Source organism: Streptomyces sp. NPDC056373 (genome assembly GCF_042262425.1).
Lineage (GTDB): Bacteria > Actinomycetota > Actinomycetes > Streptomycetales > Streptomycetaceae > Streptomyces.
Window position 1 is genome coordinate 278,061 of record NZ_JBHJPX010000005.1, and the last position, 23,411, is coordinate 301,471.

The window sequence follows — 23,411 nt, forward strand, 5'->3', positions numbered from 1 at the left end:
CAGGCCGGAACGCGAGCCCGAGGCGATGGCCGTACCCGGCGCGGACCGTACGCCGCCGCGACGCAGCCAGAGCAGGGCACCGGACAGCAGCAATGTGGCTCTCTCGGCGACCGGGGCGCGGGGAGCCACCCCGCGGGGGCGATTCGGAGACGCTCTCGGAAGGGCTGACGGCGCACTCGCAGGGCTCACGGGGGCATGTGGAGGGCCTCCGCGGAGGGCTCTCGGAGGACTAAGGTCGGGGGCATGGCTTCTCAGGGTGCGCAGCAGGACAGGACGGGCGGGACGGAGGACTCGGCGCCCGGATCGCCCACGCCCGTCGGCGCCTCCGAGGGGGGCGGCGCCCAGTCGCTGGACCCGAAGGTCGCCGCGGCGATCACCGCTGCCGAGGCCGCGGGCCCACAGGCGGGTACCACCGTCCGCGTCGACAGCTGGATCTGGTCCGTCCGCCTCGTCAAGAGCCGCTCCATGGGAGCCACCGCCTGCCGGGGTGGCCACGTGCGCGTCAACGGCGAGCGTGTGAAGCCCGCGCACGCCGTGCGCGTGGGTGACGAGGTGCGCCTGCGGCACGAAGGCCGCGAACGGGTCGTCATCGTCACGCGACTGATCCGCAAGCGGGTCGGCGCCCCCGCGGCCACCCAGTGCTACATCGACAACTCCCCGCCGCCCCCGCCCCGCGAGGCGGTCGCCCCAGCCGGCATCCGCGACCGCGGCGCAGGCCGCCCGACCAAGCGGGACCGCCGCGAGATGGAACGCCTCCGCGGCTCGACGGGCCCCGGCAGCGTGTCCGGCCCCGGGCCTGTTCCCGGCACCGGAGCCTTCGGCAGCGGCTCGGGCAACCCGAGGCCCTGAGGGCGGCACGGGCGCGCCCACCGGTGGGGCCGTGGGGAGGCCGGCGGGGCGGCACGGGCGAGCCGACCCCCGGGGCAGGACCACAGGGAGGGCGCCATGGCCCTGCCCATGGGGAGGGCACCATCGGCGAGCCGGGACGCGGCCGGGTCATTTCCGACGCAGCAGCCGGAGCAGATCCGCGTTGTGCCGCCGCCGCGCCCACGCTATGAGGGTGAGCGGCACGAGCAGGATCACCGGCGTCGCCGCGTACTGCCCGTCGAAGACGGTTGTCTGCACGATGAACGCGCCCACCATCAACGCGCCCAGCGCCATCGCCGCCACAGACTGGAGCACCGGGATCAACAGCGCGATGGCCCCGGCCAGTTCGAGCGCGCCGATGGTGTACATCCCCGCACTGCCCCAGCCGAGCCGCTCGAACGACTCGGCGGCCGACTCGTGTCCGATCAGCTTGGGCAGGGCGCTCGCGATCGCGTAGAAGAGGGCGAGCAGCACCTGCACGGCACGCAGGGCGATGCGCGCGCGCCGCCCGCGAGCGGTCGCGGACTCGGCGATGACGACGCCGGCTGGTGTGGAGCCGCCCGGGGTGGAGCCGGTCGGGACGGCAGCGGTGATCTCGGACATGGAGGTCTCCTGGTCAGACGGTCCGTGGTGGTGTCGCAGAGGTAGACCGGCGCTCGCTCCGGAACTCATCGCCGCCGGGAATGCGAGCCGAATCGCTCACCGTGCGCGGCGCTGCCGACCCCACCCCGACCGATCCCGGCCGGTCACGGACAGAGCTGGTGGAGCCTCTCCCTCGGGTAGGGGATCGTCCGGCTCGAGTGCTGGAGGGTGCGGTAGAAGTCGGTCATGACAGCCGCGACCGGGGCGTTGCGGGCGAGGACCTCGGCTGCCCCTGGCGGCGCTCCGGCCGGTGCCCTCCCCTGGGCCCAGGCTTGTATCAGCTCTCCACGATCCTCCCGGTCTCCGCCGTACAGCGCGGTGATCAGCCAGTTGACGAGGTAACTGGCCGTGTAGCAGCGGTCGTAGGCGTCGTGCTCGGCGTAGAAGTCCGCCTCGGCGGGCGCCAGGTCGAAGCGGGTGGACAGGGCCAGGCCGTAGTCGGCGAAGTACAGGCGTCGGCCGTCGGTGAGGATGTTCTCGAAGTGAGCGTCGAAATGGAGCAGCCCACGGCTGTTCATGAAGGACGTGCTGGACGTCAGTTCCCGCTCCACGAGGGCACACGCCCGGTCGAGTGCCTCGTCACCGGCTCGCACCTGCTCCGTGAGCCAGGCGTGCAGGGTCCTGGGGATGTACTCCAGGAAGAGCGCGACGCTCGCCGCCGACCGCTGCAGGGCCTCGACCCGCCGCCTCACCGCCGCACTCCCTCCCCAGTAGGCCACGACCTTCTCCACGTCGGCGAACTCCTCCGCCTGCTGGGGTGCATCGTCCGGCAACACCCGCCAGTGGTACATCAGCGGAGAGCCCTGGAACTGTCCCGACAGCGCCCAGTTCGTGGTCATGGTGTGGGCGGCGACCTCCCGCCACGCCCCGAACGCGGGCCCGCCGATGCCGTACTGGCAGACCATGGGCAGCCCGAACACGTTGGCCGTCGAGCGGTGGTGTTCCGGCCGCTGCTCCAGGTCCGTGAGGGGAACGCGCTTCACGAAGACCGGTGTACCGGACACGTCGAGCCGGGCCGACTTCCCGCCGATGCCGGTGCCCAACGGCTGCGCTGTGTCCACCAGTTCGCGCAGTTCGGCGTCCCCGAGGAGCGCCAGGGAGGTCGCGACCGTGTCGTACCGGCTCAGGCGAACTGGTTCCACTCCCCCGAGCCGGCTTTCACGCACCCCCGCTGCCCTCGCCTGTCGGCACCGCCCGCACCCATATGCGGTCCTCCGTCAGATAGCGGTCCACCTTCAGCCCCGCTTCCGCCAGCGCCTCCTCGAACTGCTCCTGGGTCAGGGGGCGCGCGCGGAACGTCTGGGTCCAGACCGCGTCCGGGAACTCGTACTCCGCGCGCACCGAATTGACTCCGTCGCCGACCGGCTCCGACGACGTGATCCGCACGGTGAAGCCGCTGGGGTCCCTGCGCTCGCGCGGCACGTTCTCGTGGTAGTCCTCGCCCTCCCGCTGGATCAGCACGCAGCCGCCCTTCGCCACGTGGCGCACGCAGGTGCGCAGCAGGCCGCGCCGCACCTCGACATCTCCCGCGTGCACGAGGAACGACGCCAGCAGCACCACGTCGAACGTCTCGCCCAGAGCCAGCTCCTCGATCGGGGCGCATATCGTCCGCGCGCCGCGCACGCGCTCCAGCATGGGGGCGGACTCGTCCACCGCTGTGACCGTGAATCCCCGCTCCAGCAGTGCGTGGGTCATGCGTCCCACCCCGCTGCCGAGCTCCAGAATGCCGGCGCCGGCAGGGACCGCCGCCGCGATGACCTCCGGTTCGTCCCCGGCGGGCAGCCGGGAGTACAGCTCCACCGCGCAGCCGTCGGGGGTGATGGCCCCGGGTCCCGTCCCCTCGTACCCCTCACGCATTTTCATCTCCATGCCCGCACAACGGACCGCGTCCGCACACCCGTTCCCGCCGACCTCCACCTTCACCTGACCGAGTGAACGAGACGGCGGAGGCGTGGAGTTGGGGCCAGGGCGTGGAGCTGTGGTGCCGGGTCACGGCGGTGAGGCCTGAACGGTGCAGCAAGGGCCTGAACGCGGATGGTCCCCGAGCGCCGGGCAACTCCGGCGTCAGCAGCGTGGCCGCCCTGACCCGGCGCAGCCCCGCCGCCTTGCCCGCTCCACCGATGCACGCCTCGTCAGACCGGCCACCGGAAGGCCCTCGTCGACCGCCGCTCGACCTTGTCGACCTTGGTGGACCGTCTTCACGAGGAGTACGTTGCAAGCAGGAGTGGTGATCGACCATGCGTACAGGCAGTGAACCGAGAACCGCACGCAGTGCCCTGCGGGCCCGCTTCTGGCTGAGCCTGTGGGGGCTGGTCTGGGCGCTCTTCGGCACGGCGGCGTTCGCCATCGCCGGGCGGACCGGGTGGGCGATCGCCTGCGGGGTGCTGCTGCTGATCGTCACGATCGATCTGGCCGTCGTCCTGCGGCACATCCGCCAGGGCCCCCACTATCAGCCGGGCCCCGACATCCCGCCCTACCAGCCGCCGGACGAGCGCCCCTGAGTCGGACGGCGGACGGCACAAGGTCCACTCCGAACACCCCTGAGGCGCACGAGGCAGGCCCCTCACGAGTCGAAGCGCGCGGCCTTCAGGAACTCCGGGTTCGGGTCGAGCGCCGCCGCCAGGCGGAAGTGGCGCTTCGCCTGGTCGGGACGCCCCTGGCGCTCATACGTACGGGCGAGCGCGAAGTGCGCGAAGGCGTTGTCCGGCTCCCGCTCCAGAACGATCTGGAACTCCAGCTCCGCCGGCCTCAGCTGCGCCGCCGCGAAGAAGGCGCGAGCACGCAGCAGTCGTGCCGCGGTGTTCTCCGGGTGTGTGGCGATGACACCGTCGAGCAGCTTCACCGCGCCCCTGGGGTCCCGCGCGGCGAGCAGTTGCTCGGCGGCACGGAAGTCGATGACATGCGTCTCCGGGGTACGTCCGGTCGAACCGCTGGTCTCGGGCACGGCTGAGTCCTTCCCTCACTGCACGGGTTCAACGCCCCCGCCGGGTGCAGCTATTCCGTGGGAGACGGCCGGGGCGTCCGCGACCTGCGCACCAGCTCGGCCCACACGTCCCGCACGCGCTGCTCCAGCCGCTCCAGCGGGATGTCGTTGTCGATCACGATGTCGGCGATCTCGCGGCGCTGCTCGCGCGTCGCCTGGGCGGCCATCCGCGCGCGGGCGTCCTCCTCGGTCATGCCGCGCAGGCGTACGAGCCGGTCGAGCTGGGTCTCGGGGGCCGCGTCGACGACGATCACCAGGTCGTACAGCGGCGCCAGGCCGTTCTCCGTGAGGAGCGGGACGTCGTGGAGGACGACCGCGTCCTCGGCGGCGGCCTCCTCGAGCTCGCGTGAGCGGGCACCCACCAGGGGGTGCACGATCGAGTTCAGAACGGCGAGCTTCTCCGGGTCGGCGAAGACGATGGCGCCGAGGCGGGGCCGGTCCAGGCTGCCGTCGGCCGTGAGGATCTCCTCCCCGAAGGCCTCGACGACCGAGGCGAGCCCCGGTGTCCCCGGGGCGACGACCTCCCGCGCGATGCGGTCCGCGTCGATCAGCACGGCCCCGCATGCGACGAGCAGCCGTGACACCTCACTCTTGCCGGCGCCGATTCCGCCGGTCAGCCCCACCTTCAGCATGCCCCGCAGCTTAGGCCCTGCCACTGACACGCCCCTCCCCCGGGCCGGACCCGCCCCGAACCGAGCTCTCGCCTTCTCGCTCCACCAGGAACTTGCAGCTGTCGCCTTCTCGCTCCGCCCCGAACCGAGCTCTCGCCTTCTCGCTCCGCCGGGAACTTTCAGCTGTCGCCTTCTCGCTCCGCCAGGAACTTCTCGAACTCCTGGCCGATCTCGTCCGCCGACGGGATGTCCACCGGCTCGGCGAGCATGTTGCCCCGGGTCTCAGCGCCTGCGACGGCGTCGTACTGGTGCTCGAGACCCTCGATGAGCGCGGTGAGTTCCTCGTCGCCCTCGCGGATCTGCCGGTCGATCTCCGTCTGGGTGCGGTGGGCACCCGAGCGCAGGGCGTGGGCGATACCGGGCAGGACCAGTCCGGTCGCCGCCGTGATGGCCTCCAGGACCGTCAGGGCCGCGTCCGGGTACGGGGAGCGGGCGATGTAGTGCGGGACGTGCGCGGCGACTCCCAGGACGTCGTGCCCGGCCTGGAGCAGACGGTACTCGATGAGGGATTCGGCGCTGCCGGGCACCTGTGCCTCCTCGAAGGGGCTGGCGTGGCCCGGGACGAGGTCGGTGCGGTTGCCGTGCGGGGTGAGGCCGACGGGCCGGGTGTGCGGGACGCCCATGGGAATGCCGTGGAAGTTCACGGAGAGGCGGACGCCGAGCCGTTCCACGATCTGCGTCACGGCGGCGGCGAAGCGCTCCCACTCCACGTCCGGTTCGGGACCGGACAGCAGCAGGAAGGGCGCACCGGTGGCGTCCTGCACTAGCCGCACCTCGAGAGCGGGGTCCTCGTAGTCGCTCCAGCGGTCGCGCTTGAACGTCAGCAGCGGGCGGCGGGCGCGGTAGTCGACGAGCCGGTCGTGGTCGAAGCGGGCGACGACCTGATGCGGCAGGGAGTCGAGCACCCGGTCGACGATCTGGTCGCCCGTCTCGCCCGCGTCGATGTATCCGTCGAAGTGGTAGAGCATGACAAGTCCGGCCGACTCCTGGGCCAGCGCCATGTCGACGACAGCCAGCCCCTTCGGCTCCCAGGCGTACAAATCCTGCGGATCAAGCACAGTGACCGCTCCTCCTCGTGTTCACACTCCACAACGCCGTTGCGGGCGCGGGCATTCCCGCAGAGGAGAACTTCGATCTTGGCAGCGGGGGCGACGCCCTGCCTGAGGGGCGCGGGGAACTGCGCGACAAGCCCTCACGGCCCGCAGGCGGCCGACGGGCCTGCTCACAGCGACACCAAGGGGCCGCACCTCGAAAGGTACGGCCCCTCAGCTATCGGCTATGCCTCAGCAGCGAGCGTTCAGCTCTGACCGCCGGCCAGCTTCTCGCGCAGCGCGGCCAGCGCCTCGTCCGAGGCCAGCGCGCCGGAGTTGTCCGGGCCCTCGGAGGAGTACGAACCGCCACCACCGGACGCGGCCGGAGCGGCAGCCTCGCCACCCTCGGCAGCGGCCTTCTCGTCCGCCTCGCGGGACTTGATGACCTGCGCCTGGTGCTGCTCGAAGCGGGTCTGCGCCTCGGCGTACTGGGTCTCCCACGCCTCGCGCTGGGTCTCGTAGCCCTCGAGCCAGTCGTTGGTCTCGGGGTCGAAGCCCTCGGGGTAGATGTAGTTGCCCTGGTCGTCGTAGGACGCGGCCATGCCGTACAGGGTCGGGTCGAACTCGACCGCGGCCGGGTCGGCACCGAAGGACTCGTTGGCCTGCTTCAGCGAGAGGCTGATGCGGCGGCGCTCGAGGTCGATGTCGATGACCTTGACGAAGATCTCGTCGTTGACCTGGACGACCTGCTCCGGGATCTCCACGTGGCGCTCGGCCAGCTCGGAGATGTGGACCAGACCCTCGATGCCCTCGTCCACGCGGACGAACGCACCGAACGGAACCAGCTTCGTGACCTTGCCGGGCACGACCTGGCCGATCTGGTGGGTGCGGGCGAACTGCTGCCACGGGTCTTCCTGGGTCGCCTTCAGCGACAGGGAGACACGCTCGCGGTCCATGTCGACGTCGAGGACCTCGACGGTGACTTCCTGGCCGACCTCGACAACCTCGGAGGGGTGGTCGATGTGCTTCCAGGAGAGCTCGGAGACGTGGACCAGACCGTCGACGCCACCCAGGTCCACGAAGGCACCGAAGTTGACGATCGAGGAGACGACGCCGGAACGGACCTGACCCTTCTGGAGGGTGGTGAGGAACGTCTGGCGGACCTCGGACTGGGTCTGCTCCAGCCAGGCACGGCGGGACAGGACCACGTTGTTGCGGTTCTTGTCCAGCTCGATGATCTTGGCCTCGAGCTCCTTGCCCACGTAGGGCTGGAGGTCGCGGACGCGGCGCATCTCGACCAGGGAGGCCGGGAGGAAGCCACGGAGGCCGATGTCGAGGATGAGACCACCCTTGACGACCTCGATGACGGTACCGGTGACGATCCCGTCCTCTTCCTTGATCTTCTCGATGGTGCCCCAGGCACGCTCGTACTGGGCGCGCTTCTTCGAGAGGATCAGGCGGCCTTCCTTGTCCTCCTTCTGGAGAACAAGGGCCTCGATCTCGTCACCGACGGCGACGACCTCGTTGGGGTCGACGTCGTGCTTGATCGAGAGTTCGCGGCTCGGGATCACGCCTTCGGTCTTGTAACCGATGTCGAGCAGGACCTCGTCCCGGTCGACCTTCACGATGACGCCGTCGACGATGTCGCCGTCGTTGAAGTACTTGATCGTCTCGTCGATCGCGGCGAGGAAGGCTTCCTCGTTACCGATGTCGTTGACCGCTACCTGCGGGGTGGTGGCGGTGGTCTCGGTGCTGCTCGTCATGTGGGAAAGGGCTCCGGTACGGACATTGAAGTCGTAGGTACTGCTACGCCGGGAGCCCGTTTCGCTCTGCAGAAGCCGGACAGCCAAGGAAGCGCCACTCAAAAACGGTGACGCCTCGACAACCGAGGGGACATACATACAGATGCGAGCGCAGCCTGCTACGTCTGAGGTGCGCAGGCCCGCAGCGCAACTTGTAGCATACGGGGGCAGCCGGGCAGGGTCAATGCGCGAAGCCGCCCACGCGGGGCGAACGCCGCATATCCGGCACAAGTCGTGTCGTCCGAGGCCACGCGCGGCGCGCGACGCCCCCCTTTACGACACAGCCGGGACCGGCCGGACAGCAGTGCCCGCACACTAGTACGAGGGAGCCGATCATCCAAGAGTCCGAAGCGTCCGAACCCGAGGCCACCCGGCGCGATGCCGATGTCACGGAAAGCTCCCGGGCCAATCGTGGCTGGTGGGACCGCAACGCGGACGAGTACCAGGTCGAGCACGGCACCTTCCTCGGCGACGACCGCTTCGTGTGGGGTCCCGAGGGTCTGGACGAGGTGGAGGCCGAACTGCTCGGCCCGCCGGAGGAGCTGAAGGGCCGGGACGTCCTGGAGATCGGCGCCGGCGCAGCCCAGTGCTCGCGCTGGCTGACCGCCCAGGGAGCGCGCCCGGTCGCCCTGGACATCTCGCACCGGCAGCTTCAGCACGCGCTGCGCATCGGGGCTTCCTTCCCCCTGGTGTGCGCCGACGCAGGCGCGCTCCCCTTCGCCGACGGCTCCTTCGACCTGGCCTGCTCGGCGTACGGGGCGCTGCCCTTCGTCGCCGACCCCCGTCAGGTCCTGCGCGAGGTGCGCCGGGTGCTGCGGCCGGGGGGACGTCTCGTCTTCTCGGTGACGCACCCGATCCGCTGGGCCTTCCCGGACGAGCCGGGTCCCGAGGGGCTGTCGGTGTCGGCCTCGTACTTCGACCGCACGCCCTACGTCGAGCAGGACGAGGAGGGCCGGGCGGTCTACGTCGAGCACCACCGCACCCTCGGCGACCGCGTCCGGGACGTCGTCGCGTCGGGCTTGCGGCTGGTCGACCTGGTGGAGCCGGAGTGGCCCGCCTGGAACACCTCGGAGTGGGGCGGCTGGTCGCCGTTGCGCGGGAACCTGATCCCCGGCACCGCGATCTTCGTCTGCGAGCGGGACTGAGCAGGACTGAGGCACGCGCGCGTGGGACCTCCACGCCGGGCGTACGACACTGAGGGCGTGATCCGTTACGACGCCCTGGAAGCCCTGCCCGTCCGCGGTGCCCTGCCCGCGCTGGCCGACGCCTTGGAGGGGCACGGCACCGCCGTCCTCGTGGCGCCGCCCGGCACCGGCAAGACGACGCTGGTGCCCCTGGCGCTCGCGGGACTGCTCGGGGAGGGGCCCGGGCGGCGGGTGATCGTCGCCGAGCCGCGGCGGATCGCCGCCCGGGCGGCGGCGCGGCGGATGGCGTGGCTGCTGGGCCAGAAGCCCGGAGAGAGCGTCGGCTACACGGTGCGCGGGGAACGCGTCGTCGGGCGGCACACGCGCGTGGAGGTCGTCACGACCGGTGTACTGGTGCAGCGCCTGCAACGGGACCAGGAGCTGGCCGGTGTCGACGTGGTGCTGCTCGACGAGTGCCACGAACGCCACCTGGACGCGGACACGGCGGCGGCGTTCCTGTGGGACGTACGGCAGACGCTGCGGCCGGATCTGCGGCTGGTGGCCGCCTCGGCCACGACCGACGCGCAGGGGTGGGCGCAGCTGCTGGGCGGGGCGCCGGTGGTCGAGGCGCACGGGACCGCGCACCCGGTGGAGACCGTGTGGGCGCCTCCGGCACGGCCCGTACGCCCGCCGCACGGGATGCGGGTCGATGCGGCGTTGCTGACGCATGTGGCGTCCGTGGTACGGCGTGCGCTGGCGGAGCGGGACGGGGACGTGCTGTGTTTCCTGCCGGGCGTGGGCGAGATCTCCCGGGTCGCCGGGCAGCTCGGGGGACTCGGGGACGTAGAGGTGCTCCAGGTGCACGGAAGGGCGTCGGCGGCCGTGCAGGACGCTGTGCTGGCACCCGGGGAGCGGCGGCGGGTCGTGCTGGCCACGTCGGTCGCCGAGTCGTCGCTGACGGTGCCCGGGGTGCGGGTGGTGGTGGATTCGGGACTGGCGCGCGAGCCGCGAGTGGACCACGCGCGCGGGTTGAGCGCGCTGACGACCGTACGGGCGTCGCAGGCCGCCGGGCGGCAGCGGGCGGGGCGGGCCGGGCGTGAGGCTCCGGGCGCGGTGTACCGCTGCTGGGCGGAAGCCGAGGACGTGCGTCTGCCGCGGTATCCGTCGCCGGAGATCAAGGTGGCGGACCTGACGGCGTTCGCGCTGCAGGTCGCGTGCTGGGGGGATCCGGACGCGTCCGGGCTGGCGCTGCTGGACGGGCCGCCGGGCGGGGCTATGGCGGCGGCGCGTGAGGTGCTGGCGGCGGTGGGGGCGGTCGACTCCGCCGGGCGGGCCACGGAGCGGGGGGTCGCTCTGTCCCGGCTGGGACTGCATCCCCGGCTGGGGCGGGCGCTGCTGGACGGGTCCGGCCCGGTGGGGGCGGAGCGGGCCGCCGAGGTCATCGCGCTGCTCAGCGAGGAGGCTCCGCGGGAGTACGGGGACGACCTGGCGGGCGCGTTGCGTCGTGCTCGGCGTGGGGGTGACGCCTACGCGTCGCGGTGGCGGAGCGAGGTTCGGCGGCTGCGGGCCGTCGTGTCCGGTGCGTCCCACGCCGCGGCGGCGGAAGCGGAGACTCCGGCGAGTCTCTCCGAGGAGCAGCAGGCCGGGCTCGTCGCCGCTCTCGCCTATCCCGAGCGGATCGCCAAGGCCGACGGCGGGTCCTGCCTCATGGTGTCCGGGACCCGTGCCGAGGTCGGGGCCGGCAGCGCGCTGCACGGTTCCCCCTGGATCGCCGTCGCCATGGCCGACCGGCCCGTCGGCCGGGGGCACGCGCGGGTGCAGCTCGGAGCGGTCGTCGACGAGGAGACGGCCCGGCTCGCCGCGGGAGCCCTGTGGGAGGAGCGGGACGAGGTCCGCTGGGACGGCGGGGACGTCGTGGCGCGGCGGGTGGAGCGGCTGGGGGCAGTGGAGCTCGCGGTGCGGGCGCTCGAGCACGCCGATCCGGACCTGGTGCGTGCCGCGTTGCTCGACGGGCTGCGGCGGGAGGGGTTCGGGCTGCTGCGATGGTCGGCGGAGGCCGGCGTTCTGCGGCAGCGGCTCGCGTTCCTGCGGTTGCACATCGGTGAGCCCTGGCCTGACGTGTCCGACGAGGCGCTGCACGCGCGCGTGGAGGAGTGGCTGGAGCCGGAGCTCGGCCGGGCCCGGCGGCGGGCCGATCTGGGGCGGATCGACGCCGGGGAGGGGCTCGCTCGGCTGCTGCCCTGGGCCTCCGGTCAGGCGGGGCGGCTCGACGAGCTGGCCCCGGAGCGGTTGACGGTGCCGAGCGGGTCGAGGATCCGGATCGACTGGTCCCGGCCCGAGCAGCCCGTGCTGGCGGTGAAGTTGCAGGAGATGTTCGGGCTGCAGGAGTCGCCCCGGGTCGCGGGGGTGCCGCTGCTGGTGCATCTGCTCTCCCCGGCCGGACGGCCGGCCGCCCTCACCGCCGACCTCGCCTCGTTCTGGAGGGACGGCTACAAGGGGGTACGGGCGGAGCTGCGGGGGCGGTATCCGAAGCATCCGTGGCCCGAGGACCCGGCGGGGGCCGAGCCGACGCGGCACACCAACGCGCGGCTCAGGCGCTGACCGACGACGGTTCCTCGGCCGCCGTGGACGCCGGGCCCGAGGGGCGGCGGCCGCGGGCCTCCAGGTACAGCGCGAGGGCCAGCAGGAGGACGCCGAGGGTCAGGAAGCCCCAGGGCAGGTAGGACGTCATCAGCAGGATGAGCAGGCGCTGGGACTTCACCAGGTCGACGGTGTGCGTGAGGTAGTCCTCGCGCATCTTCACATGGCCGGCGAAGGCGGTCACCTTGTCGCGGTCGCCGAGGAGGGCGCCGCCGCGCAGTTCCTCCCGGTGGATCTCCTCTCCGTACACGGGGGCGCCGGTGAGGGGTTCGACCCAGAACTTGCGGACCGTGGTGTACCAGCGGGTCGTGCCGGTCTGCGCCACCGCCTCCGGGGTGAGGCCCTCGACGGGCAGGGTCTTGGGGATCTTCACCTTGGTCCAGGGGATGGTCTGCTCGAAGTAGTAGACCTCCAGGCCGCGGAAGTCGCGGGTGCCCTTGTAGGCGATGGGGGCGGTGACGCGGGCCTGGGCGTCGAAGTACTCGTAGTCCCGTTTCTCGGTCAGGAAGGGCCACTTGAACTCGATGCCCTGGCGGCGCACCGGGTCGCCGTCGACCATCTCGCCGGTGGCGTGGACGGGCTCCTGGGTGTGGGCGTCGAAGATGTAGCGCTCGGGGATCTTGGAGACCATCTTGCCGTCGGGGCCGACGACGTAGGACAGGCCGTCCCAGACGACGACGTCCCGGCCCGCCGACTCCTCGATCCGCTCGGAGGCCTCCACGTCGCCCTTGAGGGTCTGGACGATGGTGACCTTGGAGACCTTCTTCGCCTTCATGGTGCCGTAGTCGAGGAGGGTGGCGTTCTTCGCCTCCAGGACCATGTCCTGGTACTGGTTCGCGGGGACCTTGGCCAGGCGTGGGAAGGCGTACCAGCGCAGCAGTGGGGACAGCGCCGCGAAGAACACGGCGAGGGCGAGCAGGACCAGGCCGGCCTTGCGGCGCATCTCGGCCTCCCTCCCGGGCGGGCGGTCAGGGGTGTGCGGGCACGGTCGTCAGCAGCGGTTTCGGGGACGTCCCGCCCGACGGGGAGCCGAGGGCGGTGAGCGTCAGGGCCACGGCGAACGCGAGGGCCAGACCGGTGGCGGCGGCGATGAGAGCGCGCATGCGGAACCTCCCCACGGGTCGCGACGGGCAGAACTGATACCCCGTCAGGTTCTTCGGCACCGTAGCAACGCGCGACGGAGATGAGAACACGTTGCACACACAACGACGCCCCTCCTTACAAGAGGGGCGTCGTCCGTCGTACTCGAGAGCTACGCGCTCGGGGAGGCCGACGGGCTCGGCGAGGACGTCTCGGCCGCGGCCACGGTCAGTTCCACCGTGAGCGTCGCCCCGCCTGCCGTGGTGATGCGGAGCAGGAACGTGCCGGTCGTGTCGTCGGCGTACAGCTCGGGCAGCTTCAGCAGGCCCTTGGCGTCCGTCTTCAGACCCGTGAGGGTGCGGACGGTCTTGCCGTCGGCGTCCTTGAAGTAGGGGCCCTTGGCGTTGGCGGTCGGGTCGTCCGCCGACTTGATCAGCGTGGCGGTGGCCGCGACGCCGTCGGCGACGGCGCCCTTGTAGGTGGCCTTCACCTCGACCCGGTCGGCGAACTCGCCGCCGGGGGCACAGGCCAGCGCGGCGTCCCCGGTACGGACGAGGGCGTCGGCCGCGCGCTCGGTCACGGTGGCCTTGTAGTCGAGCCCCGGGAGGGCACGTCCCACCACGGTGGCCCGGACGGTGACGGTGCCGGTCTTCTCGCCCGCATCGAGGGCGGGCGCCACGGCCACGCCGGAGCTGTTGGTGGCGACCGTGGCCACGCTCTCGCCGCCTGTGAACGTGGTGTCCGTGTCACCGACGATGGTGAAGCGCACCCTGACCTTGGCGACGGCCTTGCCCGCCTCGGTCTCGGCGCGGGTGCTGATCCGCCGGTCGAACGCGTCCCCGGCCATGGCGGTGAGTTTTCCGGTGCCGGCGTCCTCCAGGTGGTCCACCGTGTCGGTGGGGGTGGGGGGTGCCGTGGGCGGCGTCGACGGGGGCTCGGCGGGCGGCGTGGTGGGCGGCTTCGGGGTCGTCGCACCGCCACCGCCCGGCTTCTGGGGCCCCTCGGGTTTCGGACTGGGCTTGGGCGCCGGGCTGCCTGGAGTGGTGGTGCCCGGTGCGGTGACGCCCGGCGTGGTGGGCGTCGGGCTCGCGCCGGCGCCGTCGTCGCTGCGGTTGCCGGGCAGCGTGCCCGTGCCGTCCGGGACCTCGTGGGTGCCCTTGCGGTAGTACTCCAGCCACCTCATGACCAGGTTGAGGTAGTCCCGCGAGTTGTTGTAGCTGAGGATCGCCCGGTCGAGGTCGCCCTGCTGGGACAGGTCCCAGTCGTTGCGGCACAGGTAGTGGCCGGCGGCGAGCGCGGCGTCGTAGACGTTGTTGGGGTCCTTCTTGCCGTCGGCGTTGCCGTCGCGACCGGCCCAGGCCCAGGTGGAGGGGATGAACTGCATGGGGCCGACGGCCTGGTCGTACTTGCTGTTGCCGTCGTACGCGCCGTCGTCGGTGTCCTTGATGAGGGCGAAGCCGTTGCCGTCGAGCTCCGGGCCCAGGATCTTCTTGATGGTGGTGCCGCCGGCGTCGACGCGGCCGCCGCGCGCCTGCCCCGACTCCACCCGGCCGATCGCCGCGAGGAGTTGCCAGGGCAGGTTGCAGCCGGGCTTGGCCTCGCGCAGCGCGGCCTCCGCCTTCTTGTAGGCGTCGAGGACGGTCGCGGGAATGCCGGCTTCCGTCGTGCCCGTGCCGCCGGGGCCGGGGCCCGTGGTCGGTGACGGGTTCGGGCTCTTCAGCGGGGGCAGGTCCGTGTAGTACGGCGAGTTGCCGGTGGCGCTGCCGTGGGAGGCACTCGCTTCGGGGGAGGGCAGGGCGTCGGCGGCGGTCTGTCTGCCGTGGTCGTTCACGCCCGGAGCCTGGGAGGCGGACAGAGCCGCGACCGCCACCGCGGCCACGGCCGTCGTCGCGGCCCCCTTGCGCAGCCTCCTGCCGAATTGCGCCGCCATAGAGGAACCCCTCCCGTGGACGCCCGAGCGTCCGTCTACGTCTGCAGTGTTCGCCCTGTTGTGACGATCCAACCGCCCGAGGGGTTGCCCTCCGACGGTCACAACTCTGTTCTCGTGCGCGCTCTGTTCTTTACCGCCGTCTCGCATTCGACGCGCTCCCCGCGCGACGACTCTGGCGACCCTACGACAACTTCTTTTGCCCGGGCACCCGTTCGTGACCGTTTTTCACCAGTTGGTCATGTGCACTCGTGACGTCGTCGGCAGAGCGGCGTCCCGCATACTGGGCCACCCACCACCGGGCGCCCCGTACCTTGGTGCAACGACCTTCGCGAGGAGCCGAGTTGCCGTTCACGCTGAGCCATGCGGCAGCCGTCCTGCCCGCCGTCCGCACCGACGGCACCGGCCGGGGCCCGCTCGTGCCCGCCGTGCTCGTGGCGGGATCCTTCGCGCCCGACATGACCTATTACGCGGCAAGTGTGTTCTCCGGGGCGATGGAGTTCGGTGACGTCACGCACGGGTTCCCGGGTGTGTTCACGGTCGATGTGCTCATCGCCTGGGCGCTGGTGGGGTTGTGGGTGCTGGTGCGTGAGCCGCTCGTCGCGTTGCTGCCGCGGGCCCGGCAGGGGCGGGTGGCGGCCCTGCTGCGGTGCGGGGCGCCACGCGCGCGGGTGCGGCCGTCGCTCGTGGCGCGGTGGTACGGGTCCGCGGTGCTCGGCGCGGCGACCCATGTGGTGTGGGACGCGTTCACGCATCTCGACCGGTGGGGGATGCGGCTGCTCCCGGTGCTGGGCCGGGAGGTGGCGGGCTCACCGCTGTACTGGTACCTGCAGTACGGCGGTTCGGCGGTGGCCGCGGTCGTGATCGCCGTGTTCGTGGCGCACGCGCTGCGGCGGGCGCCGGTGGGCGAGCCGGTGGGGGTCCCTGTGCTGGCGGTGCGGGACAAGTGGGCTGCCGCCGCCGTGATCTGCGGCTTCGCGGTGGTGGGTGCGGTGCAGCGGGCGTCGCGGTGGTGGGCGTACTGGGGCTCGGCCGCGAAGCCGTGGGAGATCATTCCGACGGTGTGCTTCGGTGCGGGCGCGGGACTCGTCCCGGCGCTGCTGCTCTACGCCGTGGGGGTTCGTGTGCGGCGTCCGGCCGCGGTCCCTGTCGATCCCGCCCCTGCAGCGGCTACGGAGCCGAGCCGCCCGGCCGCTCGCTGACGACGCCGTCGGTCGTCGTGATGTACACGGTGATGGTGGTGTGCGCGGGGCGAGGACGTGGGAGCAGCGTGAGGACGAGGGTCAGGCAGTCGCGGGCCAACCGGGCCCAGGGCCGGGAGGCGTTGCCCTGAGTGCCGGGTGTGCCGGGGAGCCGGACCTCGTCGACGCCGGCGAGGGCAGGAGCGGCGCTCAGTCCGCCTTCCCCCGGGAGAGCAGTGGTGGCGGCAAGGTCGGCGGAGGAGCCGGAGGGAACGGAAGGTACGGAGATGGCGGACCGTCGTCCGCCGGCTGCCAGGCGCTGCCGGAGGCCGGCCGTCGCGTGGCGCAGGGCCGAGCCGAAGGTGGCGGGGACGCGAACCGTACTCGCGGCGGCCTCGAACGCCGGGACCGGCTGCGGTGCCATGTCCGGGCCCGTGCGACTGAGGAACGTGCGTATACCCATGCCCCGCATCTTTGCGACCGGCGGGGGCGGGGGCGCCTTCTCGGGGGCCACGCGAGTGACGGTTTCCGTGGGAGAGGCTCGGCGGGCGGGCTGGGCCGGTGGGCTGGGCCGGTGGGCTGAGCAGGCGGGTGGCCGGACCCCCGGGCACCCGCCTCGGGACGGACCCCGCGAAGCCCCGCCCAGGACGGCCTCGCGAGCCCCTGCCCAAGCAGCACCCCGGGCGCCCCGGCCGAGGCAGGACCTGACAGACGGGTGACTGTCCGAGGCAGGACCTGACAGACGGGTGACTGTCCGAGGCAGGACCTGACAGACGGGTGACTGCCGAGGCAGGACCTGACGGGTGGGTTACCGTCCGGCCGCCCTGTCCCGTCATCCCCTCGGATCCTGCCCGGGCCCCTCGCACCTCCCCCGGCCGAGCCGCGCAGCGCCTAGTGTGCTGCCGACTCCCAGTCCGCACCGGAGCCCACCGAGACGCCCAGGGGCACGCGGAGGCCGACGGCGTTCGCCATTTCCCTGCGGACCAGTTCCTCGGCGGCGGGCCGCTCCCCGGGGGCGATCTCCAGCACGATTTCGTCGTGGACCTGGAGGAGCATGCGAGAGGCGAGACCGGCGTCCTTCAGGGCGTCGCCGACCTTGAGCATGGCGATCTTGACGATGTCGGCCGCGGTGCCCTGGATGGGCGCGTTGAGGGCCATCCGCTCGGCGGCCTCACGGCGCTGGCGGTTGTCGCTGTTGAGGTCGGGGAGGTAGCGGCGGCGTCCGAAGAGCGTCGCCGTGTAGCCCGTCGCCCGGGCCTCGTCGACCGCCCGCCGCAGGTAGTCCCGTACGCCGCCGAACCGCTCGAAGTACGCGTCCATCAGGGCGCGGGCCTCGGCCGCCTCGATGTTCAGCTGCTGGGAGAGGCCGAAGGCGGACAGTCCGTAGGCCAGGCCGTACGACATGGCCTTGATCTTGCGGCGCATCTCGGCGTCCACCGCGGTCGGCTCGACCGCGAAGACCTGGGCGGCGGCCGTGGTGTGCAGGTCCTCGCCGGAGGTGAACGCCTCGATCAGGCCCTCGTCCTCGGAGAGGTGGGCCATCACGCGCAGCTCGATCTGGCTGTAGTCGGCCGTCATCAGCGACTCGAACCCCTCGCCGACGACGAAGCCGCGGCGAATGGCACGGCCCTCGTCGGTGCGGACCGGGATGTTCTGCAGGTTCGGGTCGGTCGAGGACAGGCGGCCGGTCGCGGCGACGGTCTGGTTGAACGTGGTGTGGATGCGGCCGTCCGCGGCGATCGTCTTGATCAGGCCCTCGACGGTCACGCGGAGCTTGGCCTGCTCGCGGTGTCGGAGCATGATCACCGGGAGCTCGTTGTCCGTCTGCGTGGCGAGCCAGGCGAGGGCGTCGGCGTCCGTGGTGTAGCCGGTCTTGGTGCGCTTGGTCTTGGGCAGGGCCAGCTCGCCGAAGAGGACCTCCTGGAGCTGCTTGGGCGAGCCCAGGTTGAACTCGTGCCCGGCAGCCGCGTGGGCCTCCTTGACCGCCTGCTGGACGGCACCGGCGAACATCTGCTCCATGGCCTCCAGGTGGGACCGGTCGGCCGCGATGCCGTGCCGCTCCATGCGGGCGAGCAGCGCGGACGTGGGCAGCTCCATGTCGCGCAGCAGGTCGGCGGCGCCGACCTCCTCCAGACGGTTCTCGAAGGCCTGGCCCAGGTCGAGCACGGCCCGGGCCTGGATCATCAGGGCCTCGGCCTCGGCGGCGTCGTCCGCACCGAAGGCGAGCTGGCCGTCCGCCGCGGCGGCGGGGGTCAGCTCGCGGTGCAGGTACTCCAGGGACAGCGCGTCCAGGTCGAAGGAGCGGCGGCCCGGCTTGACCAGGTACGCGGCCAGGGCCGTGTCCATGGTGACGCCCTCGACGCTCCAGCCGTGCTCGGCGAAGACGCGCATGGCGCCCTTGGCGTTGTGGAAGACCTTGGGCCGCCCGGCGTCGGCGAGCCAGGCCGCGAAGGCCTGCTCGTCGGCCTCGTCCAGCTGGGAGGGGTCGAACCAGGCAGCGGGCCCTCCGGACGCGGCGAGGGCGACCTCGGCGACTGAGCCGGTGCCGAGGGCCCACGTGTCGACCGTGGCGATGCCGAGGGGCCGGGTGCCGTGCTCGGTGAGCCAGGCGGGCAGCTCGCCGGTGCCGAGCACCGCGCCGTCCAGCTCCACGCCCTCGGCGCTGACCGGGGTGGTCTCGGCCTCCTCGGCGCCCGGGTCGACGGCGAAGAGCCGCTCGCGCAGCGACGGGTTACGGATCTCCAGGGTGTCCAGGAGCATCGCGACGGCCTTGCGGTCGTAGGCCGGGCGCTCCAGGTCGGTGACCCCCTTGGGCAGCTCCACCTGCCGCTCCAGCTCGGTGAGCCGGCGGTTGAGCTTCACGGACTCCAGGTGGTCGCGGAGGTTCTGGCCGGCCTTGCCCTTGACCTCCTCGACCCGCTCGACGAGCTCGGCGAACGAGCCGAACTGGTTGATCCACTTCGCGGCGGTCTTCTCACCGACGCCGGGGATGCCGGGGAGGTTGTCGGAGGGGTCGCCGCGCAGGGCCGCGAAGTCGGGGTACTGCGCGGGCGTCAACCCGTACTTCTCGAACACCTTCTCCGGGGTGAAGCGGGTCAGCTCGGAGACGCCCTTGGTCGGGTACAGCACCGTGGTGTGCTCGCTGACCAGCTGGAAGCTGTCCCGGTCGCCGGTGACGATCAGCACCTCGAAGCCCTCGGCCTCGGCCTGGGTGGCGAGCGTGGCGATGACGTCGTCCGCCTCGAAGCCGTCCACCGCGAAGCGCTGGGCGCCCATCGCGTCCAGGAGCTCGCCGATCAGCTCGACCTGGCCCTTGAACTCGTCGGGGGTCTTGGAGCGGTTCGCCTTGTACTCCGTGAACTCCTGGGAGCGCCAGGTCTTGCGGGAGACGTCGAAGGCGACCGCGAAGTGCGTGGGCGCCTCGTCGCGCAGCGTGTTGGCGAGCATCGACGCGAAGCCGTAGATCGCGTTGGTCGGCTGGCCCGTCGCGGTGGTGAAGTTCTCCGCGGGCAGCGCGAAGAACGCGCGGTAGGCCAGCGAGTGCCCGTCCATGAGCATCAGTCGCGGCCGGCTGCCGCCGGAGGTCTGGTCGGTCGTCTTCGCTGCTGTCTCTGCCACGCCCTCGATCCTGCCACGCCCCACTGACACTCCGCCCCGGCCCCGCGGGTGGCGGGCTCGGGCGTACCGGGCGGGGACACCGCGCTTGGCCCTACGGGCGGCCGGGGGGGGGAGGCGTACCGGGCGGGGACAGCGCGCCCCCGCCGTCGGCCCCCGTGCCGCCGACGCCCCCGCGCCCCGTACCGCCGACGCCCCGCCCGCCCCGTGCCTGCGGGGTCCCCGCCCGGCATGCCCACGACTGCCGTCCGCACCCGCCCCGCCCGTCCGCACCCGCCCGGCCCGCCCGCAACCGCTGTCACCCCCGCGTGCGAGGATTCGGAGGCTTACCTCACAGCGCAGTCGAAGGGGAGTGTGCGATGGCGTCGAAGCCGCCCAAGGGTGATCCGGTCCAGGACGCGCCGCAGGTCGCCGGGCCGAAGCACGCGGCCGCCGGGCTCCCGGCGATCGGGCACACGCTGCGGATCGCCCAGCAGCAGATGGGCGTGAAGCGCACCGCGCTGACACTGCTGAGCGTGAACCAGAAGGACGGCTTCGACTGCCCCGGCTGCGCCTGGCCCGAGCCGGAGCACCGGCACCGGGCGGAGTTCTGCGAGAACGGCGCGAAGGCCGTGGCGGAGGAGGCCACCCTGCGCCGGGTCACGCCCGAGTTCTTCGCCGCGCACCCGGTCGCCGACCTGGCCGGCCGCAGCGGCTACTGGCTGGGACAGCAGGGCCGGCTCACCCACCCCATGTACCTCCCCGAGGGGGGCTCGCACTACGAGCCGGTCACCTGGGAGCGGGCCTTCGACATCATCGGCGAGGAGATCGACGCGCTCGCCTCTGCGGACGAGGCCGTCTTCTACACCTCCGGCCGCACCAGCAACGAGGCCGCGTTCCTCTACCAGCTGTTCGCGCGCGAGCTCGGCACGAACAACCTGCCCGACTGCTCCAACATGTGCCACGAGTCGTCCGGTTCGGCCCTGGCGGAGACGATCGGCATCGGCAAGGGCAGCGTCCTGCTGGAGGACCTCTACAAGGCCGACCTGATCATCGTCGCCGGGCAGAACCCGGGGACGAACCACCCGCGCATGCTGTCGGCGCTGGAGAAGGCCAAGGACAACGGCGCTCAGATCATCAGCGTCAACCCGCTGCCGGAGGCGGGGCTGGAGCGCTTCAAGAACCCGCAGACCCCGCAGGGCATGGTCAAGGGCGCCGCGCTCACGGACCTGTTCCTGCAGATCCGCATCGGCGGCGACCAGGCCCTGTTCCGCCTGCTGAACAAGCTGATCCTGGAGACGGACGGCGCGGTCGACGAGGCGTTCGTGCGGGAGCACACGCACGGCTACGAGGAGTTCGCCGAGACCGCCCGCGCCGCCGACTGGGACGAGACGCTCACGGCGACCGGCCTGACCCGGGGGGAGATCGAGAAGGCCCTGGGGATGGTTCTCGGCTCGCAGCGCACCATCGTGTGCTGGGCGATGGGCCTCACCCAGCACAAGCACTCCGTCCCCACGATCCGGGAGGTCGTCAACTTCCTGCTGCTGCGCGGCAACATCGGCCGCCCGGGCGCGGGCGTGTGCCCCGTGCGCGGCCATTCGAACGTGCAGGGCGACCGCACGATGGGCATCTTCGAGCGGCCCGCCCCGGCGTTCCTGGACGCCCTGGAGAAGGAGTTCGGCTTCGCGCCCCCGCGTGAGCACGGCTACGACGTCGTGCGCGCCATCGGCGCCCTGCGCGACGGCGAGGCGAAGGTCTTCTTCGCCATGGGCGGCAACTTCGTCTCGGCGTCCCCCGACACGGACGTCACCGAGGCGGCCATGCGACGGGCCCGGCTGACCGTGCACGTGTCGACGAAGCTGAACCGCTCGCACGTGGTCACGGGCGCGCGTGCCCTGATCCTGCCGACACTGGGCCGCACCGAGCGCGATCTGCAGGGCGGCGGCGAGCAGTTCGTGACGGTCGAGGACTCGATGGGCATGGTGCACGCCTCCCGGGGGCGACTGGAGCCCGCGAGCCGGCATCTGCTGTCGGAGCCGGCCATCGTCAGCCGGCTGGCCCGCCGCGTGCTGGGCGAGGACAGCCGCACCCCGTGGGAGGAGTTCGAGAAGGACTACGCGACGATCCGGGACCGCATCGCGCGCGTGATCCCGGGCTTCGAGGACTTCAACGCCCGCGTGGCCCGCCCCGGAGGCTTCGCGCTCCCCCATGCCCCGCGCGACGAGCGCCGCTTCCCCACGGCCACCGGCAAGGCCAACTTCACCGCCGCGCCCGTGGAGTACCCGGAGCTGCCCGAGGGCCGCCTGCTGCTGCAGACGCTGCGCTCGCACGACCAGTACAACACCACGATCTACGGCCTCGACGACCGTTACCGGGGTATCAGGAACGGCCGCCGGGTGGTGCTGGTCCACCCCGAGGACGCGCTGACCCTGAAGCTGGCGGACGGGTCGTACGTCGACCTGGTCGGCGAGTGGAAGGACGGCGTGGAGCGCCGGGCACCCGGTTTCCGTGTCGTGCACTATCCGACGGCCCGGGGCTGTGCGGCCGCGTACTACCCGGAGACCAACGTGCTGGTGCCGCTGGACGCCACGGCGGACACCAGCAACACCCCGGCCAGCAAGTCCGTGGTGGTGCGTCTGGAACAATCGGCGACCGACTGAGCGTTCGCTCAGTGAAACAGGCAGCCGAGTGACGAGGACGAACGGAGCAGGGCCCGATGGGTGAGCAGCAGCATGTGAAGTTCCCGCAAGAGGTCATCGACGAGTACGCCGCGCTCGGCGTGGACCTCCTGGCCCTGTTCTCCGCGGGCCACCTCGGGAACCGGATGGGGGTCCAGATCTCCGAGGCGTCGGCGGACCGGGTCGTCGGGACCATGCCGGTGGAGGGCAACACCCAGCCCTACGGGCTGCTGCACGGCGGGGCCTCCGCGGTGCTGGCCGAGACCCTGGGCTCGATCGGGTCGATGCTGCACGGCGGCAGCTCCAAGATCGCCGTGGGTGTCGACCTGAACTGCACCCACCACCGCGGGGTGCGCTCCGGGCTGGTCACCGGTGTGGCCACGCCCGTGCACCGAGGGCGGTCGACCGCCACGTACGAAATCGTCATCACGGACGAAAACGGCAAAAGGGTGTGCACGGCGCGGCTCACCTGCCTTCTGCGCGACGTCAAGCCGGGCGACGAGGAACTCATCCGCGGCGCGAACTGACCCGCACACGGACCCGCGCACGGACCGGCACATCGACCGACGCATCTACCGGCGTCCTCACCGACGTCTCACCGACGTCCTCACCGACGTCCTCACCGACGCAGCGAAACCCTGAGGGGGCGGGCGCGCTCTCGCCGCGACCGCCCTCCGGGTAATGCGCTTGCCCCCACGGCCGGGTCCGCGCCGAGGGCCGGCCGGGCACGGGCGGCCCTCCAACCCCCCACTCGGACAACACCGTCCCCGCCGAGCCGCTCAACCCGCGGCGCCTGCGGGCGGGTTCGACTCCGGCGCCTCAACCGCCACCTCACCGTCCCCCGCAGCGTGTCACGCGCGGTCCCGGTCCGGTGAGCGACTCGTCGCATCCCGTGGAAATTCGCGGATTCCGAAAGCGCTCGAGTTTCCCGTGTATAGACCACGCAATTCCCGTCGTGACACTCCGTAACGCGCGCGCAATACAACGCCGCGGCCTCGCCCTGGGCCGGCTCAACTCCCCGGAACCTTTCCGATCTTGTTGGGCGCGCATGCATTCCGGCAACCGCGCGATCTCAGCCATGGCCAACCGGAAGTGCGGGTTCTCAGAATGCGGACCTCGGCGAAAATCGACCAAACCCGCCGAGAGGGTCCGCCACGGAGACCGGACATCCACCCCGTCATAACAAGAAAG

Annotated in this window: 19 protein-coding genes; 7 read left to right on the top strand and 12 right to left on the bottom strand. The window is 71.9% G+C overall.

The window, feature by feature from the left end; translation table 11 throughout:
* Nucleotides 1–243 precede the first annotated feature (243 nt).
* Nucleotides 244–849, top strand: coding sequence for an RNA-binding S4 domain-containing protein (locus tag ACFCXS_RS12745; protein ID WP_376643266.1), 606 nt, complete (start codon nt 244–246; stop codon nt 847–849).
* A gap of 147 nt (nt 850–996) precedes the next feature.
* Here ACFCXS_RS12745 and ACFCXS_RS12750 read toward each other — a convergent pair whose 3' ends face one another.
* The 3 genes from ACFCXS_RS12750 to ACFCXS_RS12760 all read right to left on the bottom strand — a co-directional run bounded on the left by ACFCXS_RS12750 (nt 997) and on the right by ACFCXS_RS12760 (nt 3,366).
* Nucleotides 997–1,470 carry a DoxX family protein gene (locus ACFCXS_RS12750; protein WP_376643267.1) on the bottom strand — a complete coding sequence of 158 codons (474 nt, stop codon included), beginning with the start codon at nt 1,468–1,470 and terminating at the stop codon, nt 997–999.
* A gap of 143 nt (nt 1,471–1,613) precedes the next feature.
* Nucleotides 1,614–2,651 carry a protein kinase family protein gene (locus ACFCXS_RS12755; RefSeq protein ID WP_376643268.1) on the bottom strand — a complete coding sequence of 346 codons (1,038 nt, stop codon included), beginning with the start codon at nt 2,649–2,651 and terminating at the stop codon, nt 1,614–1,616.
* 16 nt (nt 2,652–2,667) lie between these two features.
* Nucleotides 2,668–3,366 carry a class I SAM-dependent methyltransferase gene (locus ACFCXS_RS12760; protein ID WP_376643269.1) on the bottom strand — a complete coding sequence of 233 codons (699 nt, stop codon included), beginning with the start codon at nt 3,364–3,366 and terminating at the stop codon, nt 2,668–2,670.
* Between the two features lie 380 nt (nt 3,367–3,746).
* On the opposite strand from ACFCXS_RS12760, the gene ACFCXS_RS12765 reads away from it, so the two are divergent.
* Entirely contained in the window at nt 3,747–4,010 is a 264-nt protein-coding gene (locus ACFCXS_RS12765) for a DUF6343 family protein (protein WP_376643270.1), read from the top strand.
* A gap of 62 nt (nt 4,011–4,072) precedes the next feature.
* Here ACFCXS_RS12765 and ACFCXS_RS12770 read toward each other — a convergent pair whose 3' ends face one another.
* The 4 genes from ACFCXS_RS12770 to rpsA all read right to left on the bottom strand — a co-directional run bounded on the left by ACFCXS_RS12770 (nt 4,073) and on the right by rpsA (nt 7,957).
* Complete coding sequence (locus tag ACFCXS_RS12770; RefSeq protein ID WP_283969766.1) at nt 4,073–4,453, bottom strand: tetratricopeptide repeat protein; 381 nt, start codon at nt 4,451–4,453, stop codon at nt 4,073–4,075.
* A gap of 50 nt (nt 4,454–4,503) precedes the next feature.
* The gene (coaE, locus tag ACFCXS_RS12775; protein ID WP_376643271.1) at nt 4,504–5,124 is read right to left on the bottom strand and encodes a dephospho-CoA kinase; all 621 of its coding nucleotides are present in this window, start codon (nt 5,122–5,124) and stop codon (nt 4,504–4,506) included.
* A 158-nt stretch (nt 5,125–5,282) separates the two neighbouring features.
* The gene (locus tag ACFCXS_RS12780; protein WP_376643272.1) at nt 5,283–6,221 is read right to left on the bottom strand and encodes a PAC2 family protein; all 939 of its coding nucleotides are present in this window, start codon (nt 6,219–6,221) and stop codon (nt 5,283–5,285) included.
* A 239-nt stretch (nt 6,222–6,460) separates the two neighbouring features.
* Nucleotides 6,461–7,957: a 30S ribosomal protein S1 gene (rpsA, locus tag ACFCXS_RS12785; protein ID WP_352095276.1), complete on the bottom strand. Its 1,497-nt coding sequence runs from the start codon at nt 7,955–7,957 to the stop codon at nt 6,461–6,463.
* 371 nt (nt 7,958–8,328) lie between these two features.
* Here rpsA and ACFCXS_RS12790 point away from each other — a divergent pair, with 371 nt between their 5' ends.
* Together ACFCXS_RS12790 and hrpB are read left to right on the top strand one after the other, a co-directional pair.
* Nucleotides 8,329–9,141: a class I SAM-dependent methyltransferase gene (locus tag ACFCXS_RS12790; protein ID WP_376643410.1), complete on the top strand. Its 813-nt coding sequence runs from the start codon at nt 8,329–8,331 to the stop codon at nt 9,139–9,141.
* A 57-nt stretch (nt 9,142–9,198) separates the two neighbouring features.
* Nucleotides 9,199–11,721 (top strand): ATP-dependent helicase HrpB, encoded by a 2,523-nt coding sequence (hrpB, locus tag ACFCXS_RS12795; protein WP_376643273.1) that lies wholly within the window; start codon nt 9,199–9,201, stop codon nt 11,719–11,721.
* On the opposite strand, the gene ACFCXS_RS12800 is transcribed toward hrpB, so the two are convergent.
* The 3 genes from ACFCXS_RS12800 to ACFCXS_RS12810 form a co-directional block, all read right to left on the bottom strand.
* Nucleotides 11,711–12,703: a DUF3068 domain-containing protein gene (locus tag ACFCXS_RS12800; protein WP_376643274.1), complete on the bottom strand. Its 993-nt coding sequence runs from the start codon at nt 12,701–12,703 to the stop codon at nt 11,711–11,713. The two genes, hrpB and ACFCXS_RS12800, sit on opposite strands and share 11 nt — an antisense overlap.
* A gap of 25 nt (nt 12,704–12,728) precedes the next feature.
* Nucleotides 12,729–12,863: an SPW_0924 family protein gene (locus ACFCXS_RS12805; RefSeq protein ID WP_358327915.1), complete on the bottom strand. Its 135-nt coding sequence runs from the start codon at nt 12,861–12,863 to the stop codon at nt 12,729–12,731.
* Between the two features lie 149 nt (nt 12,864–13,012).
* Entirely contained in the window at nt 13,013–14,770 is a 1,758-nt protein-coding gene (locus ACFCXS_RS12810) for a lytic transglycosylase domain-containing protein (RefSeq protein WP_376643275.1), read from the bottom strand.
* Nucleotides 14,771–15,111: 341 nt separating this feature from the next.
* Between ACFCXS_RS12810 and ACFCXS_RS12815 the strand changes: the two genes are divergently transcribed.
* Nucleotides 15,112–15,969: a DUF4184 family protein gene (locus ACFCXS_RS12815; protein ID WP_376643276.1), complete on the top strand. Its 858-nt coding sequence runs from the start codon at nt 15,112–15,114 to the stop codon at nt 15,967–15,969.
* Here the strand turns inward: ACFCXS_RS12815 and ACFCXS_RS12820 are convergent.
* Together ACFCXS_RS12820 and polA are read right to left on the bottom strand one after the other, a co-directional pair.
* Nucleotides 15,938–16,411: a hypothetical protein gene (locus tag ACFCXS_RS12820; RefSeq protein WP_376643277.1), complete on the bottom strand. Its 474-nt coding sequence runs from the start codon at nt 16,409–16,411 to the stop codon at nt 15,938–15,940. The genes ACFCXS_RS12815 and ACFCXS_RS12820 overlap by 32 nt on opposite strands.
* Nucleotides 16,412–16,839: 428 nt before the next feature.
* Nucleotides 16,840–19,566, bottom strand: coding sequence for a DNA polymerase I (gene polA, locus ACFCXS_RS12825; RefSeq protein WP_376643278.1), 2,727 nt, complete (start codon nt 19,564–19,566; stop codon nt 16,840–16,842).
* 356 nt (nt 19,567–19,922) lie between these two features.
* Here polA and ACFCXS_RS12830 point away from each other — a divergent pair, with 356 nt between their 5' ends.
* Together ACFCXS_RS12830 and ACFCXS_RS12835 are read left to right on the top strand one after the other, a co-directional pair.
* Complete coding sequence (locus ACFCXS_RS12830; protein WP_376643279.1) at nt 19,923–22,202, top strand: FdhF/YdeP family oxidoreductase; 2,280 nt, start codon at nt 19,923–19,925, stop codon at nt 22,200–22,202.
* Between the two features lie 56 nt (nt 22,203–22,258).
* Complete coding sequence (locus ACFCXS_RS12835) at nt 22,259–22,747, top strand: hotdog fold thioesterase (RefSeq protein ID WP_358285203.1); 489 nt, start codon at nt 22,259–22,261, stop codon at nt 22,745–22,747.
* The last annotated feature ends 664 nt before the right edge of the window (nt 22,748–23,411 follow it).

Bases quoted from the DNA above. Each gene is read 5' to 3' on its own strand.
- ACFCXS_RS12800 (WP_376643274.1), bottom strand. From the start codon at position 12,703: ATGCGCCGCAAGGCCGGCCTGGTCCTGCTCGCCCTCGCCGTGTTCTTC.
- ACFCXS_RS12820 (WP_376643277.1), bottom strand. From the start codon at position 16,411: ATGGGTATACGCACGTTCCTCAGTCGCACGGGCCCGGACATGGCACCG.
- ACFCXS_RS12810 (WP_376643275.1), bottom strand. From the start codon at position 14,770: ATGGCGGCGCAATTCGGCAGGAGGCTGCGCAAGGGGGCCGCGACGACG.
- ACFCXS_RS12745 (WP_376643266.1), top strand. From the start codon at position 244: ATGGCTTCTCAGGGTGCGCAGCAGGACAGGACGGGCGGGACGGAGGAC.
- ACFCXS_RS12750 (WP_376643267.1), bottom strand. From the start codon at position 1,470: ATGTCCGAGATCACCGCTGCCGTCCCGACCGGCTCCACCCCGGGCGGC.
- ACFCXS_RS12760 (WP_376643269.1), bottom strand. From the start codon at position 3,366: ATGCGTGAGGGGTACGAGGGGACGGGACCCGGGGCCATCACCCCCGAC.
- ACFCXS_RS12765 (WP_376643270.1), top strand. From the start codon at position 3,747: ATGCGTACAGGCAGTGAACCGAGAACCGCACGCAGTGCCCTGCGGGCC.
- rpsA (WP_352095276.1), bottom strand. From the start codon at position 7,957: ATGACGAGCAGCACCGAGACCACCGCCACCACCCCGCAGGTAGCGGTC.
- ACFCXS_RS12835 (WP_358285203.1), top strand. From the start codon at position 22,259: ATGGGTGAGCAGCAGCATGTGAAGTTCCCGCAAGAGGTCATCGACGAG.
- ACFCXS_RS12830 (WP_376643279.1), top strand. From the start codon at position 19,923: ATGGCGTCGAAGCCGCCCAAGGGTGATCCGGTCCAGGACGCGCCGCAG.
- coaE (WP_376643271.1), bottom strand. From the start codon at position 5,124: ATGCTGAAGGTGGGGCTGACCGGCGGAATCGGCGCCGGCAAGAGTGAG.
- ACFCXS_RS12805 (WP_358327915.1), bottom strand. From the start codon at position 12,863: ATGCGCGCTCTCATCGCCGCCGCCACCGGTCTGGCCCTCGCGTTCGCC.